This window comes from Aquimarina sp. MMG016 (assembly GCF_018100805.1).
In the GTDB taxonomy this organism is placed as follows: Bacteria; Bacteroidota; Bacteroidia; order Flavobacteriales; family Flavobacteriaceae; genus Aquimarina.
In genome coordinates this window covers 13,492-35,173 of record NZ_JAGJEA010000010.1, presented here as the reverse complement: position 1 = coordinate 35,173, position 21,682 = coordinate 13,492, and the positions used below count along the sequence as shown (strand labels likewise).

Annotated in this window: 22 protein-coding genes and 1 riboswitch; of the genes, 12 read left to right on the top strand and 10 right to left on the bottom strand. The window is 32.3% G+C overall.

The genetic code is table 11. The features are described from left to right. Positions 1 to 88 precede the first annotated feature (88 nt). Together J8M14_RS16910 and J8M14_RS16905 are read right to left on the bottom strand one after the other, a co-directional pair. On the bottom strand, positions 89 to 1,075 hold the full coding sequence (locus J8M14_RS16910; protein ID WP_247672681.1) for an iron ABC transporter permease: 987 nt from the start codon (positions 1,073 to 1,075) through the stop codon (positions 89 to 91). Between the two features lie 45 nt (positions 1,076 to 1,120). Further along, complete coding sequence (locus tag J8M14_RS16905) at positions 1,121 to 2,260, bottom strand: ABC transporter substrate-binding protein (protein WP_211075998.1); 1,140 nt, start codon at positions 2,258 to 2,260, stop codon at positions 1,121 to 1,123. A gap of 203 nt (positions 2,261 to 2,463) precedes the next feature. On the opposite strand from J8M14_RS16905, the gene J8M14_RS16900 reads away from it, so the two are divergent. Next, positions 2,464 to 3,120, top strand: coding sequence for a diphthine--ammonia ligase (locus J8M14_RS16900; RefSeq protein WP_211075997.1), 657 nt, complete (start codon positions 2,464 to 2,466; stop codon positions 3,118 to 3,120). Here J8M14_RS16900 and cobC read toward each other — a convergent pair. From cobC to J8M14_RS16880, 4 genes are read right to left on the bottom strand one after another with little or no spacing between them, the layout of a single operon-like run. Next, complete coding sequence (cobC, locus tag J8M14_RS16895; RefSeq protein ID WP_211075996.1) at positions 3,117 to 3,635, bottom strand: alpha-ribazole phosphatase; 519 nt, start codon at positions 3,633 to 3,635, stop codon at positions 3,117 to 3,119. The two genes, J8M14_RS16900 and cobC, sit on opposite strands and share 4 nt — an antisense overlap. After that, on the bottom strand, positions 3,620 to 4,381 hold the full coding sequence (locus tag J8M14_RS16890) for an adenosylcobinamide-GDP ribazoletransferase (RefSeq protein ID WP_211075995.1): 762 nt from the start codon (positions 4,379 to 4,381) through the stop codon (positions 3,620 to 3,622). Before J8M14_RS16890 ends, cobC begins: the two co-directional genes overlap by 16 nt. A gap of 49 nt (positions 4,382 to 4,430) precedes the next feature. Continuing rightward, entirely contained in the window at positions 4,431 to 5,465 is a 1,035-nt protein-coding gene (cobT, locus tag J8M14_RS16885; RefSeq protein WP_211075994.1) for a nicotinate-nucleotide--dimethylbenzimidazole phosphoribosyltransferase, read from the bottom strand. Further along, positions 5,466 to 5,969, bottom strand: coding sequence for a bifunctional adenosylcobinamide kinase/adenosylcobinamide-phosphate guanylyltransferase (locus J8M14_RS16880; protein WP_211075993.1), 504 nt, complete (start codon positions 5,967 to 5,969; stop codon positions 5,466 to 5,468). It abuts the gene before it with no gap. An 85-nt stretch (positions 5,970 to 6,054) separates the two neighbouring features. Further along, a riboswitch (cobalamin riboswitch) is annotated at positions 6,055 to 6,335 on the top strand. 79 nt (positions 6,336 to 6,414) lie between these two features. Here J8M14_RS16880 and J8M14_RS16875 point away from each other — a divergent pair. Beyond that, positions 6,415 to 8,352, top strand: a complete 1,938-nt coding sequence (locus tag J8M14_RS16875; RefSeq protein ID WP_211075992.1) for a TonB-dependent receptor — start codon at positions 6,415 to 6,417, stop codon at positions 8,350 to 8,352. Positions 8,353 to 8,444: 92 nt separating this feature from the next. Here J8M14_RS16875 and J8M14_RS16870 read toward each other — a convergent pair whose 3' ends face one another. Then, entirely contained in the window at positions 8,445 to 9,911 is a 1,467-nt protein-coding gene (locus J8M14_RS16870; RefSeq protein ID WP_211075991.1) for a S41 family peptidase, read from the bottom strand. Positions 9,912 to 10,046: 135 nt separating this feature from the next. On the opposite strand from J8M14_RS16870, the gene J8M14_RS16865 reads away from it, so the two are divergent. From J8M14_RS16865 to J8M14_RS16850, 4 genes are all read left to right on the top strand, one after another. Next, positions 10,047 to 10,556: an RNA polymerase sigma factor gene (locus J8M14_RS16865; protein ID WP_211075990.1), complete on the top strand. Its 510-nt coding sequence runs from the start codon at positions 10,047 to 10,049 to the stop codon at positions 10,554 to 10,556. Beyond that, positions 10,543 to 11,019: a hypothetical protein gene (locus J8M14_RS16860; RefSeq protein WP_211075989.1), complete on the top strand. Its 477-nt coding sequence runs from the start codon at positions 10,543 to 10,545 to the stop codon at positions 11,017 to 11,019. The genes J8M14_RS16865 and J8M14_RS16860 overlap by 14 nt, the downstream gene beginning before the upstream one ends. A 64-nt stretch (positions 11,020 to 11,083) precedes the next feature. Beyond that, the gene (locus tag J8M14_RS16855; RefSeq protein ID WP_211075988.1) at positions 11,084 to 11,617 is read left to right on the top strand and encodes a DUF4252 domain-containing protein; all 534 of its coding nucleotides are present in this window, start codon (positions 11,084 to 11,086) and stop codon (positions 11,615 to 11,617) included. Positions 11,618 to 11,755: 138 nt separating this feature from the next. Beyond that, a complete protein-coding gene (locus J8M14_RS16850; protein ID WP_211075987.1) occupies positions 11,756 to 12,298 on the top strand; it encodes a DUF4252 domain-containing protein in 543 nt (180 codons plus the stop codon). Positions 12,299 to 12,574: 276 nt separating this feature from the next. Here the strand turns inward: J8M14_RS16850 and purB are convergent, their stop codons facing one another. From purB to J8M14_RS16835, 3 genes are all read right to left on the bottom strand, one after another. After that, positions 12,575 to 13,918 (bottom strand): adenylosuccinate lyase, encoded by a 1,344-nt coding sequence (gene purB, locus J8M14_RS16845; protein ID WP_211075986.1) that lies wholly within the window; start codon positions 13,916 to 13,918, stop codon positions 12,575 to 12,577. A gap of 85 nt (positions 13,919 to 14,003) precedes the next feature. After that, positions 14,004 to 14,558, bottom strand: a complete 555-nt coding sequence (locus J8M14_RS16840; protein WP_211075985.1) for an adenylosuccinate lyase — start codon at positions 14,556 to 14,558, stop codon at positions 14,004 to 14,006. Between the two features lie 99 nt (positions 14,559 to 14,657). Then, positions 14,658 to 15,338: an NAD-dependent deacylase gene (locus J8M14_RS16835; RefSeq protein ID WP_211075984.1), complete on the bottom strand. Its 681-nt coding sequence runs from the start codon at positions 15,336 to 15,338 to the stop codon at positions 14,658 to 14,660. A 581-nt stretch (positions 15,339 to 15,919) separates the two neighbouring features. On the opposite strand from J8M14_RS16835, the gene J8M14_RS16830 reads away from it, so the two are divergent. The 6 genes from J8M14_RS16830 (at position 15,920) to J8M14_RS16805 (ending at position 21,681) form a co-directional block, all read left to right on the top strand. Further along, positions 15,920 to 16,657, top strand: a complete 738-nt coding sequence (locus J8M14_RS16830) for a LytTR family DNA-binding domain-containing protein (protein ID WP_211075983.1) — start codon at positions 15,920 to 15,922, stop codon at positions 16,655 to 16,657. Positions 16,658 to 17,056: 399 nt separating this feature from the next. Continuing rightward, complete coding sequence (locus J8M14_RS16825; protein WP_211075982.1) at positions 17,057 to 17,206, top strand: hypothetical protein; 150 nt, start codon at positions 17,057 to 17,059, stop codon at positions 17,204 to 17,206. Positions 17,207 to 17,453: 247 nt separating this feature from the next. Further along, on the top strand, positions 17,454 to 19,385 hold the full coding sequence (locus J8M14_RS16820) for a sensor histidine kinase (RefSeq protein ID WP_211075981.1): 1,932 nt from the start codon (positions 17,454 to 17,456) through the stop codon (positions 19,383 to 19,385). 102 nt (positions 19,386 to 19,487) lie between these two features. Next, complete coding sequence (locus J8M14_RS16815) at positions 19,488 to 20,159, top strand: response regulator (RefSeq protein WP_211075980.1); 672 nt, start codon at positions 19,488 to 19,490, stop codon at positions 20,157 to 20,159. Positions 20,160 to 20,856: 697 nt separating this feature from the next. Further along, positions 20,857 to 21,105 (top strand): hypothetical protein, encoded by a 249-nt coding sequence (locus J8M14_RS16810; RefSeq protein WP_211075979.1) that lies wholly within the window; start codon positions 20,857 to 20,859, stop codon positions 21,103 to 21,105. Between the two features lie 159 nt (positions 21,106 to 21,264). Continuing rightward, entirely contained in the window at positions 21,265 to 21,681 is a 417-nt protein-coding gene (locus J8M14_RS16805; protein WP_211075978.1) for a hypothetical protein, read from the top strand. Position 21,682 lies beyond the last annotated feature (1 nt).

The window sequence follows — 21,682 nt, the reverse complement described above, 5'->3', positions numbered from 1 at the left end:
CTTTTTTATTGTGATAGCCAATAGAAAGATCTTCAGTTTTAAGGACAATATGTAGGTTTTCGTTATCGATAACTTTTCAGATTTAGACTTAAAATAGCATTTTTCTTTTTCTTACCAATAACCAAATCACTACTGGAGCACCAATTAGTGATGTGATAGCATTGATTGGTAGCGTATATTCAGTACTGGGTAACTGTGCAATAGTATCACAAATCAACATAATAATACTACCAAATAATAACACAGCCGGAATCAAGGTTTTATGATTCGAAGTGTAAAACAACTGTCTGGTTAAGTGTGGTACAGCTAGACCAATAAAAGCAATTGGTCCGGCAAAGGCTGTAACACTTCCGGCTAGTAATCCTGTTGCCAGAATAATAAGAAAACGACTAGTTTTAATGTTCAGTCCTAAGCTTCTTGCATAATTTTCTCCCAGTAACAGTGTGTTTAAAGGTTTTATAGACATTATTGCTAATAATATTCCTAAAACAAATATTCCTGAAAAAATCATAACGTCATACCAGGATAGATTTCCAAGGCTTCCGAACCCCCAAAAAATATATTGTTGTAGTTGTTCTGCAGGAGCAAAGTAGGAGAGCACACTCACGATAGCAGTTGTAATACTTCCAAACATTAACCCTATGATCAGTATAGCCATGGTGTCTCGTACTTTAATAGATACCAACATTACTGCAAATAGCACCAGAACACTACCTAAACTAGCGGCTATAACCAATCCCCATTTTGAAATTAAAAAGGAAGAAAGCCCTATACCCGCTGCTGTACTTCCTAAAATCAATAAGGCTACACCAAGACTGGCACCTGAACTAATCCCTAAGACAAAAGGACCAGCCAGAGGGTTTCTGAATAAAGTTTGCATCAATAATCCTGAAACTCCTAAGCCACTTCCTACAATAATAGCAGTTAATGCTTTCGGTAAACGATAATCTATAATAATATGTCTCCAGGATTCTTTTTCTACAGTTCCGCCGACTAAACTGCTTAAAGTGTCTAACCAAGGAATAAATACAGATCCCAGGCTAATGTTAGTAATAAAACATACTAACAGAACCATAATGATACTGATAAAAACAGTTTTATATGATTTATTTGGGGTCAACTAGTTTAGTTTTTCGAAAAAATAGGGTTCGTAATCTGTTAATACTTGAGGGTGAGCAATGTGAATGATATCTTTAAGAATTAAATCCGGACGCATAGGCCCTAATTCATAATAGATCAATCCACCTTTAACACCCATCTTTAATGTTGAAGAATATACGGTTTTATTTTTAAATGCATCAAAAAGTTCGTATCTGTGATTCTTTTCTTTAAGTTGTGATAACGATTTAGAATTGCCAGATCCAATCCATAGATCTGCATTCTGAGCTTTCTCTAATACACTTTCAAAACTTAAGCCTATACTACCTGTCTTTTGTGTATCAGCCCATAGATAATTGGTATTCGCGTCCTTTAAAAACTTTGCAACATAACTCTCACCACCAGGTACATGCCAAACGTCTTTGAACATATTACCGGAAACAACAGTAGGAGGGTTGGTTGTGTTCTGAGCTAATAAAACCGCTTCATTATAATCTTTTTTAATGGTCGAAAAGATTTCTTCTGCCTTTTTTTCTTTACCGAAGAAAGCTGCAACGAATTTAATCCATTCTGCTCTTGCTAATGGGTGTCGTTCCATCCAGGAACCGTTTATGACAACTGGTATACCGGTTTTTTGAATTAAGTCATAAGCTTTGGTATCTCCTGTCGCAGAAAATCCGATAATAAGATCAGGTGATAGCTCTAAAACCACTTCAGTATTTAGGTTTCTTTCGCCTCCTATTTCTTTCACCTTTCCGCTATCTATCAATGTTCGGGTTTTTTCTGAGGATACGTAATCAGTATGTGGAAATCCTACCAATTTATCTTCTAATTCCAGATACTCCAGCATTGGAACATCTGTAGTAGAGGTAACTACTATTTTTTCTACAGGAACTTCAATAAATGTAGCATTAGTATGAAGGAGGGGTTTTTGAGTGCCTTTAGGATATAAGATATAGGTTAATGCATGTTTTGCATCAGGCCAGGGAGAAGTTACTTTAATTTCTTTGTAGTTTTTTTTGTTTTGTATCGTAAACCCTGATGCATATTCAATCTCTTGAGGAGCCAGATACATTACAGTAAGCTGTTCAGCCTCTTTAGGTATTTTTTTGCAAGAATTGCAGATAAAAAACAAAGAAAGTATGATAAGAATGCTACGCATGTGATAAATCATTTTGGTAAAAATAACTAAATAAGAATAAGTTTAAACTCTAAAATAATTTTTAATCCTTGTGATATAACTTTTGAGAATTTCTATGGAATTTAGCGTTAATTTGCGGTATGGAAATGTTACTATAAAACGTAAAAGATTCGGAATAATTTTAAATATTAAACGAATAGTATCGAATTTCTAATGACAAGCTTGTGAAAAAAGAATCATTTTTATGCTCTTGGAGCGGTGGTAAAGATAGTTGTTATGCATTACATCTAGCTGTAGAGAAAAAACTTACTCCAAAAGTTTTACTTAATGTTTTGAATGAATATGGAGATCGATCTCGATCACACGGAATCCCAAAGGAAATATTAGAAGCACAAGCCAAAGCATTGGATTTGCCCATTCATTTTTTTGAAAGTACCTGGAATGATTATGAGAGATTATATATCCAAAACCTGAGATCTTTAACCGAAACTTATGACATAGGAGCTTCTGTATTTGGTGATATTGATATCGAGTCTCATAAAGCCTGGGAAGAGAAGGTTTCTAGTGCAGCAGGTTTACATGCTTTTTTACCTTTATGGCAACAACCAAGAAAACAATTAGTGTTGGATATGATCGATTATGGTATCGAGGCGATAATTGTTTCTTGTAATCAAACTTTAGGGTCGGATTTTCTCGGTAGAACAATAGATAAAGCCTTAATTATGGAACTGGAAGCGATGGATGTGGATGCCTGTGGCGAAAACGGAGAGTATCATACATTAGTGACAAATGCTCCTCTTTTTAAGGAGAGATTAAAAGTGCGGATGGTGAATCAAGAAAAATCTTCTAATTATAATTTTACAACACTGGAATTAGGCTAAATTTTAATCACTTCGCCATATCCTATTTTTATACTAAAAGAATCTTTGAGTTCTATTTCCTGAAGACTGGCAATCAATGCTCTCATAGGTCCGGCATGAGTAACAATAACTATTTTTTCTGTAGAAGAATGATACAATGACTTGTAAAATTCCATCACTCTTTGCTGAAGCATAACATACGACTCTCCATTAGGGACTTGAACATTGACAAAATCTTTCATCCAGGGATCAATTTCTTTCTGGTTAATATCATCCCAGGGTTTTAGTTCCCAATCCCCAAAATTCAGTTCTTTAAGTCTGTCATCAAATATTATTTGATGGTTGAAAGTTTCAGCTAATCGCTTACATCGCTGTAATGGACTACTATATATTTTATCAATTTTGTTAATAGGAATTTGTTGATGGATTTTTTCTACTTCGGATTGAAATGAGTCTGTAACTCCTAAATTGCTTTGTCCATAGCAAATCCCTTTTTTAATATCAGGAGTAGTATGCCTTACTAAATGTATTTCCATATTGCTATAATTGTAAGATAAAAAACGACTTCACTTAATTGTTGAACAGCCCCGGCACAATCTCCGGTTTGTCCACCAATCCATCTTTTAAACTTAGCTGCTAAAAACATTTTTGACAGATACATTGGGATAATAGTGAGAAAAATCCATAGGTTTTGAAATAAAAAAAGAGGTATGATTCCAAAAAGCCCACTTATGACTAACATCTGTGTATTCATGCTTTTTGCAGCAGGTTTTGCTTTACTGTCTTCAGTATCTCTAACATAAGGATGCGTATAGATAAGTGTAGTAGCAATAAATCGACTTAGACTATGCCCGGATATTAATACTAGTGGAATGTAAAAAGGAGGAATTTTTATTAAAGCGGTGAATTTAATCGCTAGAATTAAAAGTATGCCTACTGTACCATAAGTTCCTAAACGAGAATCTTTCATAATCAAAAGAATTTTCTCTTTGGTCCACCCTCCGCCAAACCCATCACATACATCAGCAAAACCATCTTCATGAAATGCTCCAGTGGCATAGATTGTGGTAAAAATCGATAGTAAGACAGAAATTTCTATGGAAAAAAGAAAAGAAGCTCCGTAGAACACAACAGCGCCAATACCCCCCACAATTATTCCAACCAGAGGAAAGTATTTGGAACTCAATCTTAAATATTCGGGATCATGATTTACCCATTTTGGACAAGGAATACGTGTAAAAAACATTAATGCAGTAAAGAAGATATGGATTTCTTTTTTCATTTTCCTTTTAATTTTAATTCTTGTAGAAAAGCTCCCTCACCACTCATACCTATTTGCTACTTACTCCGGCACTCTCAAAACTAGCCATATTATTTAAAAAAGCTACAGCAGATAGAATTATCGGAAATGCTACAGCAGCACCAGTTCCTTCTCCAAGTCTCATGCCTAGCTGTAGTAATGGTTTTTTATCCAAGAATTGTAACATTTTTTGATGTCCTTGCTCTCCAGAAGTATGTGCAAAGACACAGTAATCCAAAACGTCAGAATTCAGTGCGTGTGCAACCAATAAGCCGGCAGTTACTATAAAACCATCAATGATAATTGTCATTTTTAATTCGGCTGCTTTTAAAATAGCTCCGGTGATCATCGCAATTTCAAATCCCCCAAAAGTTGCTAAAGCTTCAATAGCAGATGACGGATTGTATTTATAAAATACTTTGGATAAAATATCTTGTTTGATTTTGATAGCTTCACCCTGTAGACCTGTTCCTGCACCAATGCATTTGGTAATCGGGATTTTAGTAAAATACGACATCAGTAATGAAGCTGATGAAGTATTACCAATTCCCATTTCACCAAAACCAATGATGTTGCTACCGTTTTGATATACTTTGGTTACCAGATCAGCGCCTTTTTGAATTGCATTTTCGCATTGTTCTATGGTCATTGCGGGTTGCAACTGATAATTTTGGGTTCCATAATCTACTTTAGCATTAATTAATCCTTCGGCTCCATTAAAATTGTGATTTACTCCTGCGTCTACTATTTTTAAGTCAATTTCATTTTGATTACAAAAAACATTAATTGCAGCTCCTTTACTAAGGAAATTATATACCATCTGGGATGTGACTTCTTGTGGATAAGGATTTACTTCTCTTTTTTTTGCAATACCGTGATCTCCTGCAAAAACAATAATAGTTGGTTTGTTTAATTCAGGTTGCTCTGTATTTTGTATAAGACTAATTTGTAAAGCAATTTGTTCTAAAGTACCTAGAGCGCCAATAGGTTTAGTCTTATGATTAATTTTATGTTGAAGTTGCTCTTGAAGTTTAGGGTTTGAAACGGTTTGTATTTTGAAATTCATTTATTTTAAGTTTAGAGGAATTCCTGAAACCATTAAGATTGCTTTATCTGCGTGCTTTGCAATATGTTGATTCATCCAGCCTTGTAATTCGGTAAATTTCCTTCCGATTTCTGTAGAAGCGTGTACACCCATCCCGATTTCGTTAGAAATAATAATGATAGTAGCATCTATTTGTATTAGTTTGTCAAATTCATCTTTAGCTTGTGAAAGAGATGCTTCTATATCATTTTTAGTATCTACAAAGTAATTTGTCAACCATAAAGTAACACAATCAATAACGACTACGCTCTTTGGGATAATGACTTTAGAAATTTCTTTTTCTTCTTCAATAGAAGTCCATCGATGATCACGATCCGCAATATGTCTATCAATTCGTTTGCTATGATTGTCATCCCATATACGCGAAGTAGCTAGATAATAAGGGGATTCGGAGAGTTGAAGTGCCAAGTCCTGAGCATAACTACTCTTGCCTGAACGTTCTCCTCCTGTAATATAATAAAGCATCAAAGAATGGTTTTTTTAAGCGCACAAAGTTACTGTGATAAATTATTTATTTGTTAAAGTAATCTCAAATTCTATAAAATATAATACATTCGCGCTGAATTTTGGTTCTGATACGCTTTAAAGTGTTGAAGATTAAAAGGGAATCAGGTGAATAAATTATGAATTCATAATTCTGAATTTAGAATTAATAAATCCTGAGCTGTTCCCGCAACTGTAAGCTATGCCTAATCGGCACTGATAAGTAAAATATCAGTGTGTATAGGTGCTTGTTATTAAGACTTCAAAAACCACTGTCTGCCCTCGGCGGATGGGAAGGTGAATAACAAGACGCAAGCCAGGAGACCTGCCCTAATTCGTTTGTATCAAACTTTCGGGATAAAAGTTTGGGTATGGGTAAACTACATACTTTTTTTCCCTTATTTTTTAAAATTAGATAGTCAAAATCATGAACAAGAATTTGTTTTTTGGGGTAACATTTTTGATGTTAGGATCTTCTGTTACATACAGTCAAGATCAACAAACAGAAGAAAAAATGAATGAATTAGAAGAAGTTGTAATTTCTGATTCAAAATTTAAATTAAAAAGAGAACAGAGTGGTAAAGTAATTACCAAAATTAGTGCTGAAGAATTAGAACGTAGTCAAGGTCAATCTGTAGCAACTGTACTTACCAGAGTAGCAGGTGTGTTTATTAATGGTAGTGGAAGTGCAGCAGGTCAAAACCTTGGAGTTTATATTAGAGGAGGACGTAATCGACAAGTAGTGATCAGGGTTGATGGTGTAACGGTAAGTGATCCTTCATCTTCTAATGGAGATTTCGATTTGAGATTACTTTCTGTAAATCAAATTGAAGGGATTGAAATTCTAAAAGGGGCATCAAGCACTCTCTATGGCTCAGGAGCTGCAGCAGCAGTAATTAATATCACTACCAAGGCTGAAAGTAAAAAAGCAATTGCTGCTAATTTTCAATCCAGTATTGGAACGAACCAATCTCAGGATGATCAGGATTATGATATTAACGAATTTGTTAATCTTGCTTCTGTAAATGGTACCATTGGAAAAGTAAATTATGTAGCCAGTTTTGGAAATCAGTTTACTGATGGATTATCAGCTGCAGAAGCTGATAATGCCGAAAGTGATGCGTTTAGTAAATTTAATGTATATGCTAAATTAGGGTACCAATGGAGCAAGAACTTTAAATTTCATTTTTTTGGTAATCTCGATCAATTTAAGAATGAATTTGATGCTGCAGCTGGAGTAGATGGAGATAATAGATTTAATAGTCGTCAGTTGCGTGGAGGAACTTTTTGGGAAGCTAAATACCCAAACGGTAGCTTTACATTTGTAGATAGTTATGCTTTGTTAGAAAGAGAATTTGACTCTAATTTTCCTTCTAGATATGAGAGTAAGGTATATACTTTTGATGCTTATAACAAGTATAATATTAATAATACTTTCTATACGGTTGTAGGAGCAAATGGCTCTTACAGCGATTTCAATTTGTTCAGCATTCCTTTTGGTAGCGAAGACTTAGAACAAACTATTAATGATAATGAAGCCGATTTTGATATTATAGATCCTTATGTTAATCTAGTGTATACATCTAAATTTGGGTTAAATATTAATGGAGGAGCCAGGTTAAATATTCATAGCGCTTACGGAAATCATTTGGTATATAATTTTAATCCGTCTTTCACCTACACTTTTGGAAGTAACTATATCAAAGCATTAGCTTCTTATAGTACAGCTTATATTACTCCATCATTGTTTCAATTGTATGATGTTGCATTTTCATCAGGTAATCCCGATTTAGAACCAGAAGAAAGTACAACTATTGAAGGAGGAATAGAATTATCTCATGAAAAAAGAGCTATGATTAGTGTGGTGTATTTTAATCGCAAATTAGAAAACTTTATCGCTTCTGATAATAATTTTAGAAACATAAATATTGAAGAAGATGTTGAAGTGGATGGAATTGAGACAGAAATATCCGCCAAGCTATTAGACGACAAACTTACCATTAATGGAAATTATACATATACTAATATTGATAAATTAGAAAACAACATTAGACTTGCTGAACATATGATTAATGCTGGTATTGGATATCAATTAAGTAAAAAAACATATACCTCTCTTAATTACCAATTCAATACAGAAAGGGGTGATAATGATTTTGGTAATCTGGACCCAGTGACTTTTAAGCCAACAAGGGTTACTCTAGATAGCTATGGAGTGTTAGATTTTTATATCAGTCATCAGGTAATGAAGAATTTTAGTGTTTATGCTGCAATAAATAATATTACTAATGAAGATTATCAGGAGATTTTTGGGTTTAGTACTAGAGGAAGAAATGCAAGAATAGGATTTAATTTAGAGTTCTAATCTAATCTAATTTAAATCAATTTTAGATTAAATGCAAAAACTCCCAAATTCATCTGAATTTGGGAGTTTTTTTTATAAAGAGCTTTCTGTTTTTAATTAAAAGGAATAGTAATATCTTTTTTATACATCATTTCATAATCAATATTAAACATATTACTGTCTCCAAAAGATTTTAATTCCTTGGTATTATAATTTGCTTTTGATCGATTGCCTAAAATATCATCTATGGCAGCTTTTAATAGAGGTTCATTTTCATCACCAAGAACACCTAAGTTTGTGAAATCTTCTGCAATGCGTATTTCCGGATCAAAACCACCAAAATAATCGGTAAACCCTACAGAGTTTATAGTTTTCAATACTAAAGGTTGCATGGCATATCGATGTCCTAAGTTTAAGTTTTTTCCGGTTCTTCTTAAGTCGTCTGAATCATAAATCGTTGTAGAAGCTTGAAATTTACCTCTAGTAGTAGTTCCTACCTGTATGACATCGATATATGGATCCAATGCATTAATGATCAATTCACTTGCGGATGCTGAACCATTAGTTGTCAATATATAAAGCCTGGATAGATTTAGGCTATTTATTAGAGTGCCGCCTACTATTTGATTATCAAATCGATTAATTATAAATTCTGGATTATTAGTTAGATAAAATTGTTGAATCTCAGGATTCCATTCCTCTGTTGTAAATATTTGTCCCGCAAATTGTCCTGTAATCATACTAGCAAGATCTTTGGCAGTTTCAGTATTACCTCCAGGGTTATATCTCACATCCAGAATTAAATCAGTAACACCTCCGGCAACAAATTGTCCGAATACAGCATTAAGTTGAGGATCAAAAGCATCATTAAATTGATTATACATAATATATCCTACAGGACTACCACCTACATCTAGTATTTTACTAGTAAAAACTGGATTTTCAGTGTATTGTCTTTTTGTCAAAGAAATAGATTCTCCGGTTGCAGTAACAGAATTACCATCATAAGTGGCTAAACCAATTGTATACGTATCCGGGGATAATAAACTCCTGCGGTTATTAACAGTAATTTCCTGCCCGTCAATGGTGTTAAATATCATTCCTCTTTGTATACCTTTGATTTCGGCATCAGTTCCTGGTAAGACATAACGCACATAACCAAATATCTTTGGATCCGGATCATCAGTAAAAGAAACCAAACCAAACTCCATACCATTATTTAATGTAATACCATTAAAAGACTGCTCTAATGCTATATAGTCATTTACAATCCAACTAAAGTCGTCAATCATTTTACCACTTGCAGGATCTATTTCTTTAGAGCGCAATGCTTGAAAAAGTTCTTCAGGAGAAGAAAAACCATTTAGAAAATCTATGTACTCCGAATTTGAAGTAAATCTATTATTTGCCAAATCAGGAACATCTGGTTTATATAGATAGCGAGCATTCATTCCTCTTCTAACAAAATTTTTTATTTCTAGCTGGGTTGCAGGACGTATAACATCATCGTTATCATTAAAACAGCTCGTAAAAAAACTTCCGAGGAAAAGAAATATGGCAAAATATTTTAGGGGTTTCATAGCATTATTATTTGTAAATAGAACCTTAAATGTAATGACTTTATTATAATTTCAGAAAAAGAATGTAACAAATTACTTATGTAGTCGTCTCCCTTATATAAAACTGACGGAGTTTTATACCAACAACCAAAACAAATGAAAGAAAGAGCATTTATAACGCTTACTAATGGATTTAAAGACAAGCTATTCAGATTGGCAAAGCGTTTGTTGGTAAGCAATGAAGAGGCAGAGGATGCTACACAAGAGGTTTTGTTGAAATTGTGGAAGAATAAAGGCAAAATGGCTGAGTATAAAAATGTAGAAGCTTTTGCAATGACGATGACCAAAAACTATTGTTATGATAAGTTAAAGGCTAAAGAAACCGGAAACCTGAAGATTGTGCATAGCAATTATAAGGATGAGAGGCCTTCGTTACAGCGACAAGTAGAGGCAAAGGATAGTCTGGATTGGGTAGGTAAGATTATGAATGATCTGCCAGAACAACAAAGAATGATTATCCAGCTTAGGGATATAGAACAATACAATAATGCAGAAATTGCTGATATGTTAGGGCTTAATGAAACAGCAGTGAGAGTAGCATTATCTAGAGGAAGAAAAAAAATTAGAGAAGAATTATTAAAAAAGCATAATTATGGAGTTGTCTAACATTGAAAAATTACTGGAAAAGTATTTCGAAGGCGAAACGACCATTTCTGAAGAAAAAGAATTAAAGGTTTATTTTACCAGAGAAAATGTGCCGTCACATCTAGAGAGATACAAAGATCTGTTTCAGTTTTTTTCTCAGGAGAGCACCATAACTGCTACCAAGGATCTAAATCTAAATACAGACAAGAAGCGAAAAAATTATGCTTGGGTCGGTATTGCAGCATCAATAGCTCTGATTGCGGGAATATTTTTAACAAATACTCCACCTGATCCAGAAGAGATGGGTACTTATGAAGATCCTGAAATAGCATTACAAGAAACCAAGAAAATTCTCAATATGGTTTCGCAATTAATGAATGAGGGTAAAAAGGACTTAGTGTACCTGAACGAGTTCGAAACAGCCAAAAAGGATTTGGTGTATTTAAATGAGTTCGAAGAGACTAAAAATAAATTAATAAAATAAATAAAAATGACTGTCCCGAAATTTTGTTAGCAAAATGGATATCGGGTAATTAAATGTAAGTATTATGAAAAAGTTAGTAATTGTTTTAGTTTTTGCAGTATTACCATACATATCAAGTGCTCAGAATAACTTTGATAAGTATGAGAACATGAAAGATGTTTCTTCTGTGGTGGTAACTAGCAAAATGTTTAAGCTATTAAGCAAAATTGATATAGAAAGTAATGACAAAGAAGTGCAGGAATATATGAATCTTGTAGAAAAAATAAAGAACATCAAAGTTTTTGCTACAGATAATGATGAAGTAGGTCAGCAAATGAGAGCAGATGTAGCGAAATATCTTAAGAGTTCTACATTAGATGAATTAATGCGTGTTAATAGCGATGGGAAGAATGTAAAATTCTACTCTAAACCAGGTAAAGATGATGATCATGTAAGTGAATTATTTATGTTCTTGGATGGAGTACAAGAAAAAGGAGATGGTCCGGATACGGTGGTGCTTACGATTACGGGAGATATTGATCTAAAGCAAGTATCTAAGATTGCAGATCACCTTAATGTTCCTGGAGGAGAAGAATTAAAAAATGTAAAAAAGAACTAATAATTAGTTATTACTGTCCTATTGAGCCTGCATGAGGCAGGCTCAATGGGATATAAAATTAGTTTCATTCAAAAAAAATCATCAATCAAAAATAACAATCAACCTATTCGCTTAAGGCGGATCAAAAAAATAATCAAAATGAAAAATATAGTTAAAGCCATCAGTGTAGCTTGCATAGCATTACTAATGAGTTGCAATAGTGAACCTTCATTACAAAAATACTTTGTTGATCATCAAGAAGATAATGATTTTCTTGCTGTTGATCTTCCATCTAGTTTAATTGATACTGATAAAGTAAAGCTTACTGATGATGAAAAAGAAGCTCTAAACAGTATTAAAAAAGTTAATGTTTTAGCATTACCGCTAAAAGGAGATGTAGAAAAAAGATTTGAAGAAGAGAAATCTACGATTGATAAAATCCTGAGTGATGACAAATATGAAACCTTAATGAGATTTGGATCTAATGGTGTAAAAGCAGTGCTTAAATTTCAAGGGGAAGAAGATGATATTGATGAGGTTATAGTTTTTGCATCTCACCAGGAAAAAGGTTTGGCGTTAGTAAGGGTTTTAGGAGATAATATGAGACCTGAAAATATGGTTAAGTTGATGAATGCTATTGATAAAGGAGATGTTGATTTAGGTAGCCTAGAGAATATTGCTAAAACTTTTGATATAGATTAATTTCTAATAGATATAAAATGAATTACTAGAAACTGAAACTTCGATTATTTTTTAATCGAAGTTTTTCTTTGTCTATAATTTCAGAATGCTCTATGGATTTCAGATTTACATAAAATAAACAACCAATAAAAAATAGAAATATCCATCAATATAATTGGTACAAAAGATGCTTTAAAATACCTATAACGCTACAGAGAATAAACTCTTTATACAGATTACCTCAGGTAATATGATTGTAACTTTGTTATTCAGCATAAGCTAAATAGACACTTACCTTTAAATACCAGTATAATTTGAGGGAGTTACTTGTTTTAATTCAGTTTTTATTTCATCAGAAACCTCCAGAGTCTCTATGAAATCAGCAATAGAATTCTGATTAATTCTTGAGTTAGTTCTGGTCAATCCTTTTAAGGCTTCGTATGGATTAGGATATCCCTCTCTTCTTAGAATGGTTTGGATAGCTTCAGCAACTACAGCCCAGTTATTCTCAAGGTCTTCAGCAAATTTTTCTTCATTAAGTAATAACTTGTTCAGTCCTTTTAGTGTTGCTTGAAAAGCAATCACGGTATGCCCAAAGGGTACACCTACATTACGCAGAACGGTACTGTCTGTGAGGTCTCTTTGTAATCGACTCACTGGTAGTTTAGATGCCAGATGTTCAAATAGAGCATTAGCAATACCAATATTACCTTCACTATTTTCAAAATCTATTGGGTTTACTTTATGTGGCATTGCAGAAGATCCTACTTCTCCTTTTTTGATCTTTTGCTTAAAATAATCCATAGAAACATAGGTCCATACATCACGATCCAGATCTAATATAATAGTATTGATTCGCTTTAACCCATCAAAAAGAGCAGCCATGTGATCATAATGCTCAATCTGAGTCGTAGGAAAAGAATGATGTAGCCCTAGTTTTTCTTGAACGAATTGTGTTCCAAAAGCTTTCCAGTCAATATTTGGATAAGCTACTTTATGGGCATTATAATTTCCTGTGGCTCCACCAAATTTAGCAGCGCTAGGGATGTCATTTAGTAAATCAAATTGTGCTTCTAATCGAGTCACATATACCTGGAATTCTTTTCCTAATCGAGTAGGAGATGCAGGTTGCCCATGCGTACGGGCTAACATAGAAACGTCGGACCATTCCTCAACAAGAGATTTTAATTTATCCTTTAACTCTAAATATTGTGGTATATATACGTCACCAATAGCTTCCTTAATACTAAGAGGGATTGCGGTGTTATTAATATCTTGAGATGTCAGTCCAAAATGAATGAATTCTTTGTATTCCTGGAGCCCTAAAGTATCGAATTTTTCTTTTATAAAATACTCTACTGCTTTAACATCGTGATTAGTAACTTTTTCGATATCCTTTATAGCGGTAGCATCTTCAGAGGAGAAAGAAGTATAGATCTCTCTTAGTTTTTCAAATAAACCAGTATCTATTCCTTGTAATTGTGGTAACGGGAGCTCACATAAAGCAATGAAATATTCAATTTCTACGAGTACACGATATTTGATCAAAGCTTCTTCACTAAAATAAGTGCTTAGAGATTTAGTTTTTGAAGCATAACGTCCATCAATAGGAGAGATGGCTTGCAAGGAAGATAACGACATAAGGTTGTGTATTTTTTGAAAGCTGCAAAGATAAGATATAAGTTTTGATTTGTGATTTATGATCCACTATTTTTAAAGCCAAAACCTATCTCAGTTTTTTCAAAATTATTCTGGATCGAGCCTTATAAGCAGCACTACCAGAATGATAGTTGTTTTCCAGTGTTGTTTTAAGCTCTGGATGTATCCATTCAAAATCAGTACCTAATAAATAAAGGCAAGTGATAGAATAAGCTTTTGGAGCAACTTTTTGATCTGTAATTAACCAGTCGAAGCAAAATTCTGCTATTTGCTCCCTATGTTTTATGGTTAAAGAATCCCTGATTATCGGTTTCTTTTGTTCATAATATGCTAAGATCAGATATTCGCATATCTTAGCCATCGGTCTTACTGCCGGATGCTGGTATACTTTAGGGATTAACATAAAGAGTTGATCAAGATATGGAAGAATAGCTTCCAGATGATGCTTACATAAAAATTCTAATCCCCAGGAAGCTCTACACGAAATTTCCTCATCTACTCTGGAGCAGATGTGTAACAATTCTGGTAATAACTCAGGATGCTGAATAATTAGGTTTGCAAAGTGACTTCTCTTTTCACGAGAATGATTAACGCTGCTTAAAATTTCTTCGAGGTGAATCATTTCTTTATTGCTTTTCGCTGTTGTGGATGAGGTATTATAAGTTAACCATTATGCTACATTTCAACTTTTTGATTTTTAAAAAAAGAAGGATCTGATTGCTTAAAAACTCATCAACTCACTTACTACCTTAGGTACTCCCACTGTTGCCTTTTCTGCCAAAATATTTAAGTGTTCTCTTGGGTGGATTGCCGGTTTAGGGTCAATAAAATGAATTGGGGTTTGATGTGATACATATTGTACCAGTCCTGCAGCGGGGTATACTTGCATTGAGGTGCCAATTATAATTAATATTTCAGCTTTTTCGGTAATATTAATGGCCTTCTCCATCATAGGTACATCCTCGCCAAACCATACAATATGCGGACGTAACTGAGAATTATGTTCACAAAAGTCTCCTATATTCAAGTCAGTTTTCCAGTCTAATACTAGTTTTTCGTCAAATTGGCTTCTTACTTTTAGAAGTTCGCCATGAAGATGGATAATGTTACTACTACCTGCACGTTCATGCAGATCATCTACATTTTGTGTAATGATAGTTACATTGTATGATTGTTCTAATTCTACTAAGGAAAGATGCGCTTTATTTGGTTTTACATCTAATAACTGACTTCTTCTTTTATTGTAGAAATCCAATACGAGCTCAGGATTATTATTCCAGCCTATGGGAGAAGCTACTTCCATAATATCATGACCTTCCCATAATCCATTGGCATCCCTAAAAGTATTGATGCCACTTTCGGCACTCATGCCAGCTCCTGTGAGTACAACTATATTTTTCATTCTTGATGTAATTAAAAAAAATCCAGGAGGCTTTGCCTCGGGATTTCCGATGAAATGTCATTCCCGTGAAAACGGGAATCTAAATATAAAATCAATTTAAAATATTTTGTGAAATATCTTGATAGATTTCAGAAGTTAAACCTATAATTTTTAGATATAAATAATTTTAATTCTATAGTTTTTGTCTATTTTTTAATAAAATTAAGCTTTAATACATCACTTCTGAAGCATTTTTTTTGATAATGAATACTAATCATTAAACCTAATCGTTTTAGAATCTCTAAATCGATATTTCGATAAAAGACATATTTATTCGCTGAATAGCATTATGTAACTACCTGGTAATGTGATGTATCCGTATAAGTATTGTGGTTTTACCGTAACTTATTGATTGGTAAATAAGCTATCTTGTAACTAGATTTTGGGAAAAATAAGGATAATTTGTGTTAATAATAGTTTAAATGCGTATTTGTGAATACTGTGAGCCTATTGTTAAAATATAGTTCCTTTTCTTAAAATAACAATAATAGAATTGAATATATATCTAATAACCAATAACATTTTTTTAATCTTCACACCCTATGAAATACCCTTATATAATAATCGATAATGATAAAAAATCTGCAGACTCTATTCAATTAACTTTAGAAGGGCGTTCCGATTATATATGTACTGGGATCGCTAAAGATGAAGAAGAGGCTCTGGACTTAATTTTGGAAAGAAAACCAAGGTTGGTTTTTTTAGAACCAGAGGTATCCGGATTGCATAATGATAAGACTCAGTACTCCTTGCTTTCAGAACTTACTAAGTATATGACTCATCTTCCCGAGTTTGTAATCATCACTAAAACAGCAGAATACGCTATAGAAGGAATACGAAATAGTGTATTGGATTATATACTTAAACCTTTGGGAAAGAGTCAATTGGTAAAGACTTTATTACGGTTTGAAAAAGATTTTGGCGAGGTACTTGATAATACCTTGTGTTTTAAATCATATGGCGATTATCGTTTTCTTAATGTAGATGAGATCCTCTATTTAAAAGCGGATAATAATACTACAGATTTTATGATGAGCAATGGTAATAAGGTAGAAGCTTTTAAAACATTAAAGCATTTCCAGAATTTATTGCCTGATCATTTTGTTCGGATTCATAATAGCTATATTATAAATACGAAGTATGTCTCGAGGATTCATTTCGGAAAAGCAAAATGTGCTATAAAAAACACCAATGACCTGATTCCTTTTTCAAAATCATATAAAACAAATGTTGAAGAAATTAAGGATAATTTAGCTAAGAAAAGTTTAATATATATATAGTATTGATTTATACTAGTAATGAAAAAGCCAATAAAATTTATGTTTTATTGGCTTTTTTATGTAAAAACCGTAATGTTCTCTTTTAATAACCTTAGTAATTTAATTCCTACAGTTTTTTAAGCTTTTTTTAAAATATGACCATCCACTCGTATAATCGGTTCATCTACCTCTTATACTTATCCATCTACTAAAGACACCTTAATATATTGGGCGCGCGCGAGGCTTGAGCGTATATTTGTAGTGTACAATTAAGGTTATAAACAAACTTTAACAGTATAAAAAAGAGACATAGCAGCGCAGCTAACCTTTAAGTAAACAATGAATAAACAACCCCATAAGGCAGCAATGTCTTGAAAAAGAAAAATTAAAAAGTCTAAAAAACATTAAAAAATTAAGATTATGAAAACTATCAAAACTATATTCGCAATATTATTTTTAAGTTCAATGTTTATCGCTTGTGAAGCTGAGTCTGTAGATGCAGAGACTGGAATAGAAGTTGAAGATGTATTTAGTTCAGAAGAAGATGATGTTACTGTAAAACCAAGTTAATTCATTATTATTACTAAATTAGTAGGAATAATACATAAAAAATAAAGAGGAGCATAAATTTATGCTCCTCTTTATTTTTTATGTATTATTTTAATTCATTAAATTGTATGTTAATTTAAAAAAATAAATGAAGTCTTTTGGTAAAAGTATTTTTTTGGTTTTTTGTCTTTTAATTTGTTATGGTTGTTCAGATCAAGACAAAGATTTTGAAAAAGAAGAATTAAAGATAAATTTAATAGATGTTGATTTGAAAAGTGCGGAAGATAAATCAAAATCTATTGAAGAAAGAAAAAGAATATTAAATAAAGCTTATGGTGTCGCTAGCACATTTCCAGATAGTGAGATAAAAATTGCTAAGTTACATGAGATATCAATTAAGTATTATTCATTAGAAGATTACAATAGATTCAAGCAACTAAATTTAAAGGCTTTAAAATCTTCTTTAAAAATTTTGGACTCCGTAAAAATTGCAAAATCTTATGGGTATCTAGGCATTTATTATAGAGATGTACAATTAGATAGCGCATATAAGAATTTCTATGAAGCGGATAAAATTTACCTAACATTTGATAAAAATCAAAAGAGAAATATAACTAGTTATGCCTTTGATCATGGAAAGATATTACTTGATCTAGCACAGTTATCACGTAAAATAAAAGATTATAGTAAAAGCGAACATTTTACTATAAGAGCGATTAAAAAGTTTGAACTATCTGAAGATTTATCTTACTTACCTGTTTCGTATAACAATTTGGGGATTGTTGCTAAACAATTGGAACGTTATGATGATGCTGTAAGTTACTATTCTAGGGTTATTGAGTATGGGAAAAATACAAATAATGATACTTTATATGCTGCCCTGGGGAATAATAACATTGGTACTGTTTATAAAACCATGAAAGAATATGAAAAAGCTGAAAAATATTATAAAAAGGCTTTGTCTTATAAGGTTTTTTTGGACAAAAGACCTAAAAGATATGCAAGATACCTGGATAACCTTGCATATGTAAAATTTTTGTCTGGAAATGATACTAAAAGTGTATTAGATTTATTTTATAAATCTTTAAAAATAAGAGATAGTATTAATGATGTAATAGGTATTTCTACTAATTCCTTACACTTAGCTGAATATTATCAATCTAAAGAAAATGATAGTTTAGCAATTTACTATGCTGAACAGGCAAAAAATGCATCTTCTAAGGTGCATAATAATGTAGAATTACTTCGTTCTTATCAATTGTTATCAGAAGTGTCTCAAAGTGACGAAGGTTTACTATATGCCCAAAAATATATAAAGTTAAATGATAGTCTGATAAAAGAAGAACGGTCCTATGTCAACAAATTTGCGCGTATTCAATTTGAAAGTGAGGAAACAAAAGAAAAACTAACTGCTATCAGCCGTGAAAATGAAATCTTGGTCATTGCGGTATTAGGATTAACTGCATTATTCCTATTAATTTATATTATCTTTAGACAGCAGCAGAGTAACAAAGAGTTATTGTTTGCACAACAGCAACAAGAGTCTAACCAGGAGATCTATCGATTGCTCCTTAACCAGCAGGTTAAATTAGAAGAAGGAAGACAATTAGAGCAGCAACGTATGTCAGAAGAATTGCATGATGGCGTGTTGGGTCGATTATTTGGCGTACGATTAAGTTTGGATGGGATTAACCAGCGAGCTAATGATGGCTTTACAGAAGCCAGAAACAAATATATAGAAGAATTAAAGGCGATAGAAAAAGAGATTAGATTGATTTCTCATGATTTGGGTACAGAGACACTGTCACCAGAGGTAGCTTATATCGATGCCGTAGAAAGTTTGATTAGTGATCTGTGTGAGGCGCATAAGATAGATTTTGAGTTTAGGAATGATGAAAACATAGATTGGGAGGAAGTAGATGACCTTAAAAAAGTAAATTTATTTAGGATTTTACAGGAGTCGTTGCAGAATATTTTTAAGCACGCTAAAGCAAAAATGATAAAAATTAATTTCGAATATGTAAATGATAAGATAAATCTTATTATTTTAGATGATGGAATTGGTTTTAAAAGTACCAAAGTAAAAAGAGGTATTGGCCTCAAGAATATTACATCCAGAGTAAGTCAGATGAGTGGAGTAGTTGATTTTATTAGTAATAAAGATACAGGAACTACTGTATCGGTTAGTGTTCCGGTATAAGGATAACACAAAAAATCAATGTAAACTAAGGTAGTGTTATAATAAATTATCCCCTTAATAGTTTATAAATAATGCCTAATTAACTGCAAATTAAAACAACAGATGAAAAAAAAGCTTAAAGTTCTTATGATTGATGATCACCCTATGATCATTGAGGGGTACAAGAATACCTTATTAGGAGAGAATCAAAAAGAGTACCAGATTAAAATTGATATTGCATCTAATTGTGATGATGCTTTTGAGAAAATTCAGAAGGCATCTAATGGGACTCCTTATGATATGCTTTTTGTAGATATAAAATTACCACCTTCATCAGATGGTACGATCACTTCAGGAGAGGATTTGGCAAAACATGCAAAAAGATTATTGCCAAAAGCAAAAATTATTATCCTTACCATGCATAGAGAAGATCACAGGATACATAATATTCTTAAAAATATTAATCCGTCTGGATTCTTGATAAAAAGTGACCTGACCTCTAGTGAACTATTATTGGCTTTTAATAATATAGTAAGTGGCACACCGTATTATAGTGCTACGGTGAATAATCATTTCAGGAAAATGATGACTAATAATTTCTCATTAGATGAAAAGAATCTTAAGATTCTATATCATCTTTCTCGTGGAGTTAAAACTAAAAACCTTCCTAACTATGTAAGTCTTTCATTAAGTGCTATCGAGAAACGTAAGAATCAGATTAAAGAAATGTTTTCTATTGCCAAAGCCGATGATCAAAAACTTCTGGAAGAGGCTAGAAAAAGAGGTTTTATATAGTTTTATATAACTAAAAGATAACTAATACTTTACAAACGCATGGTGACTATATCATGCGTTTTTTTTATTCTAAAAATATGGTTTTAGCATCAATTTAAACAAGTTTGACAAAATAAAATACATACTTTTTTTACGGATATTCCATAAACTGTATTGGTGACACTCATAAGTCATAAAGGGGAATTTAGGTGCTTTTTTAGAATTTGTGAAATGTTAAATTTTAGTATTTAATTAACAATTATAAGATAAAACCTACTTGTACATGTTGTTTTATGTTGATAAATTAATATTTAATTCGCCTAAAACTATTTGTATGATGCTATAATCTTGATAAAATCAACAATTCGCTGTATTTTTTTCAATATTGGGATATAAAAAGGGATATTCAATAAAATACGGTTTAACCGTAGTTATTTTGAGTTTGCAGTGTATTGTATATCAAACTTTTATGTCTAAATTTATAATGTTAAAATTTATATAACGTAAAATTTAACTATCAAATAGTTAGCATATAGAAAAAAGTATTTTAAGACATTTTTATTTCCTACCCCATCCATTGATGTCTTTATTTTTTCAGGATAGTACTAATTATTTATAGAATAAAATTGTCAAAAATTAGGATGTTTAGATAATAATTCGCCTCGCGAGATTAACATCAATGAACTAACAGTATTTAATTAGCTTTAAAAAGTTGCTTATGGATGATTTTACTTTTTCTTCTTTACTAACCGTAGTGAAAAGATTTTTCTTAGTACCTACATCCTTAGTACTTATATTATATGCTACGGGCTTAGGCCCTGATACTCTGCATAAAATAGATAGCAAGTATGATCAAAATAATCAGCGAATCTTAGAAATGCAGCTTACTAATATCACAATGTTTTATAATCAACAGATAAACACAATAAAAATATTTTATGATAAAACCGGTAGTATGATTACATAACTATTGTTTTAAAAAACAAAGCCTTTTTATGATGGTGATAAGTAATAAATCAATTAATCTAATAGGCTGTAAATAAAACAACCCTGCAATTGTGAAACTTTGGCGAGCCAACAATAACAGGGTCTAAATAACGATCAATTTAAAAATAAATCAACCATTATGTTGCTATCCAATAGTACATCAAAAGATGTACCACAATCTCCAGGTGGAACAATTGTCATATATACTGATGATAATATTGCATTACATCAAAGAAATGACAAATGTAAATATTATTTACTTTTCTATATAGGGATAATAACCCTTTTCCTAGGGGTGTATTTCTTCATTGCACTTACTTTTTTAAATAGTTCGTCTTATCTGGCAGTGAACTCAGAACACTCCAAAAGAACTTATGCATCAGATCAAGAAATACCTTTATTAGGTGCCATTGCGAAACAACAATGTATACATAAAGATTCTTTTTATAATAGGTTTGGACACTATACTTCTCAATCCAGTACATTTTTAAAGCCTGTTTTTAAGAAAATAGCTTCGAATCACCTCAAAACGAATTACAAAACAATTTTATCATAAT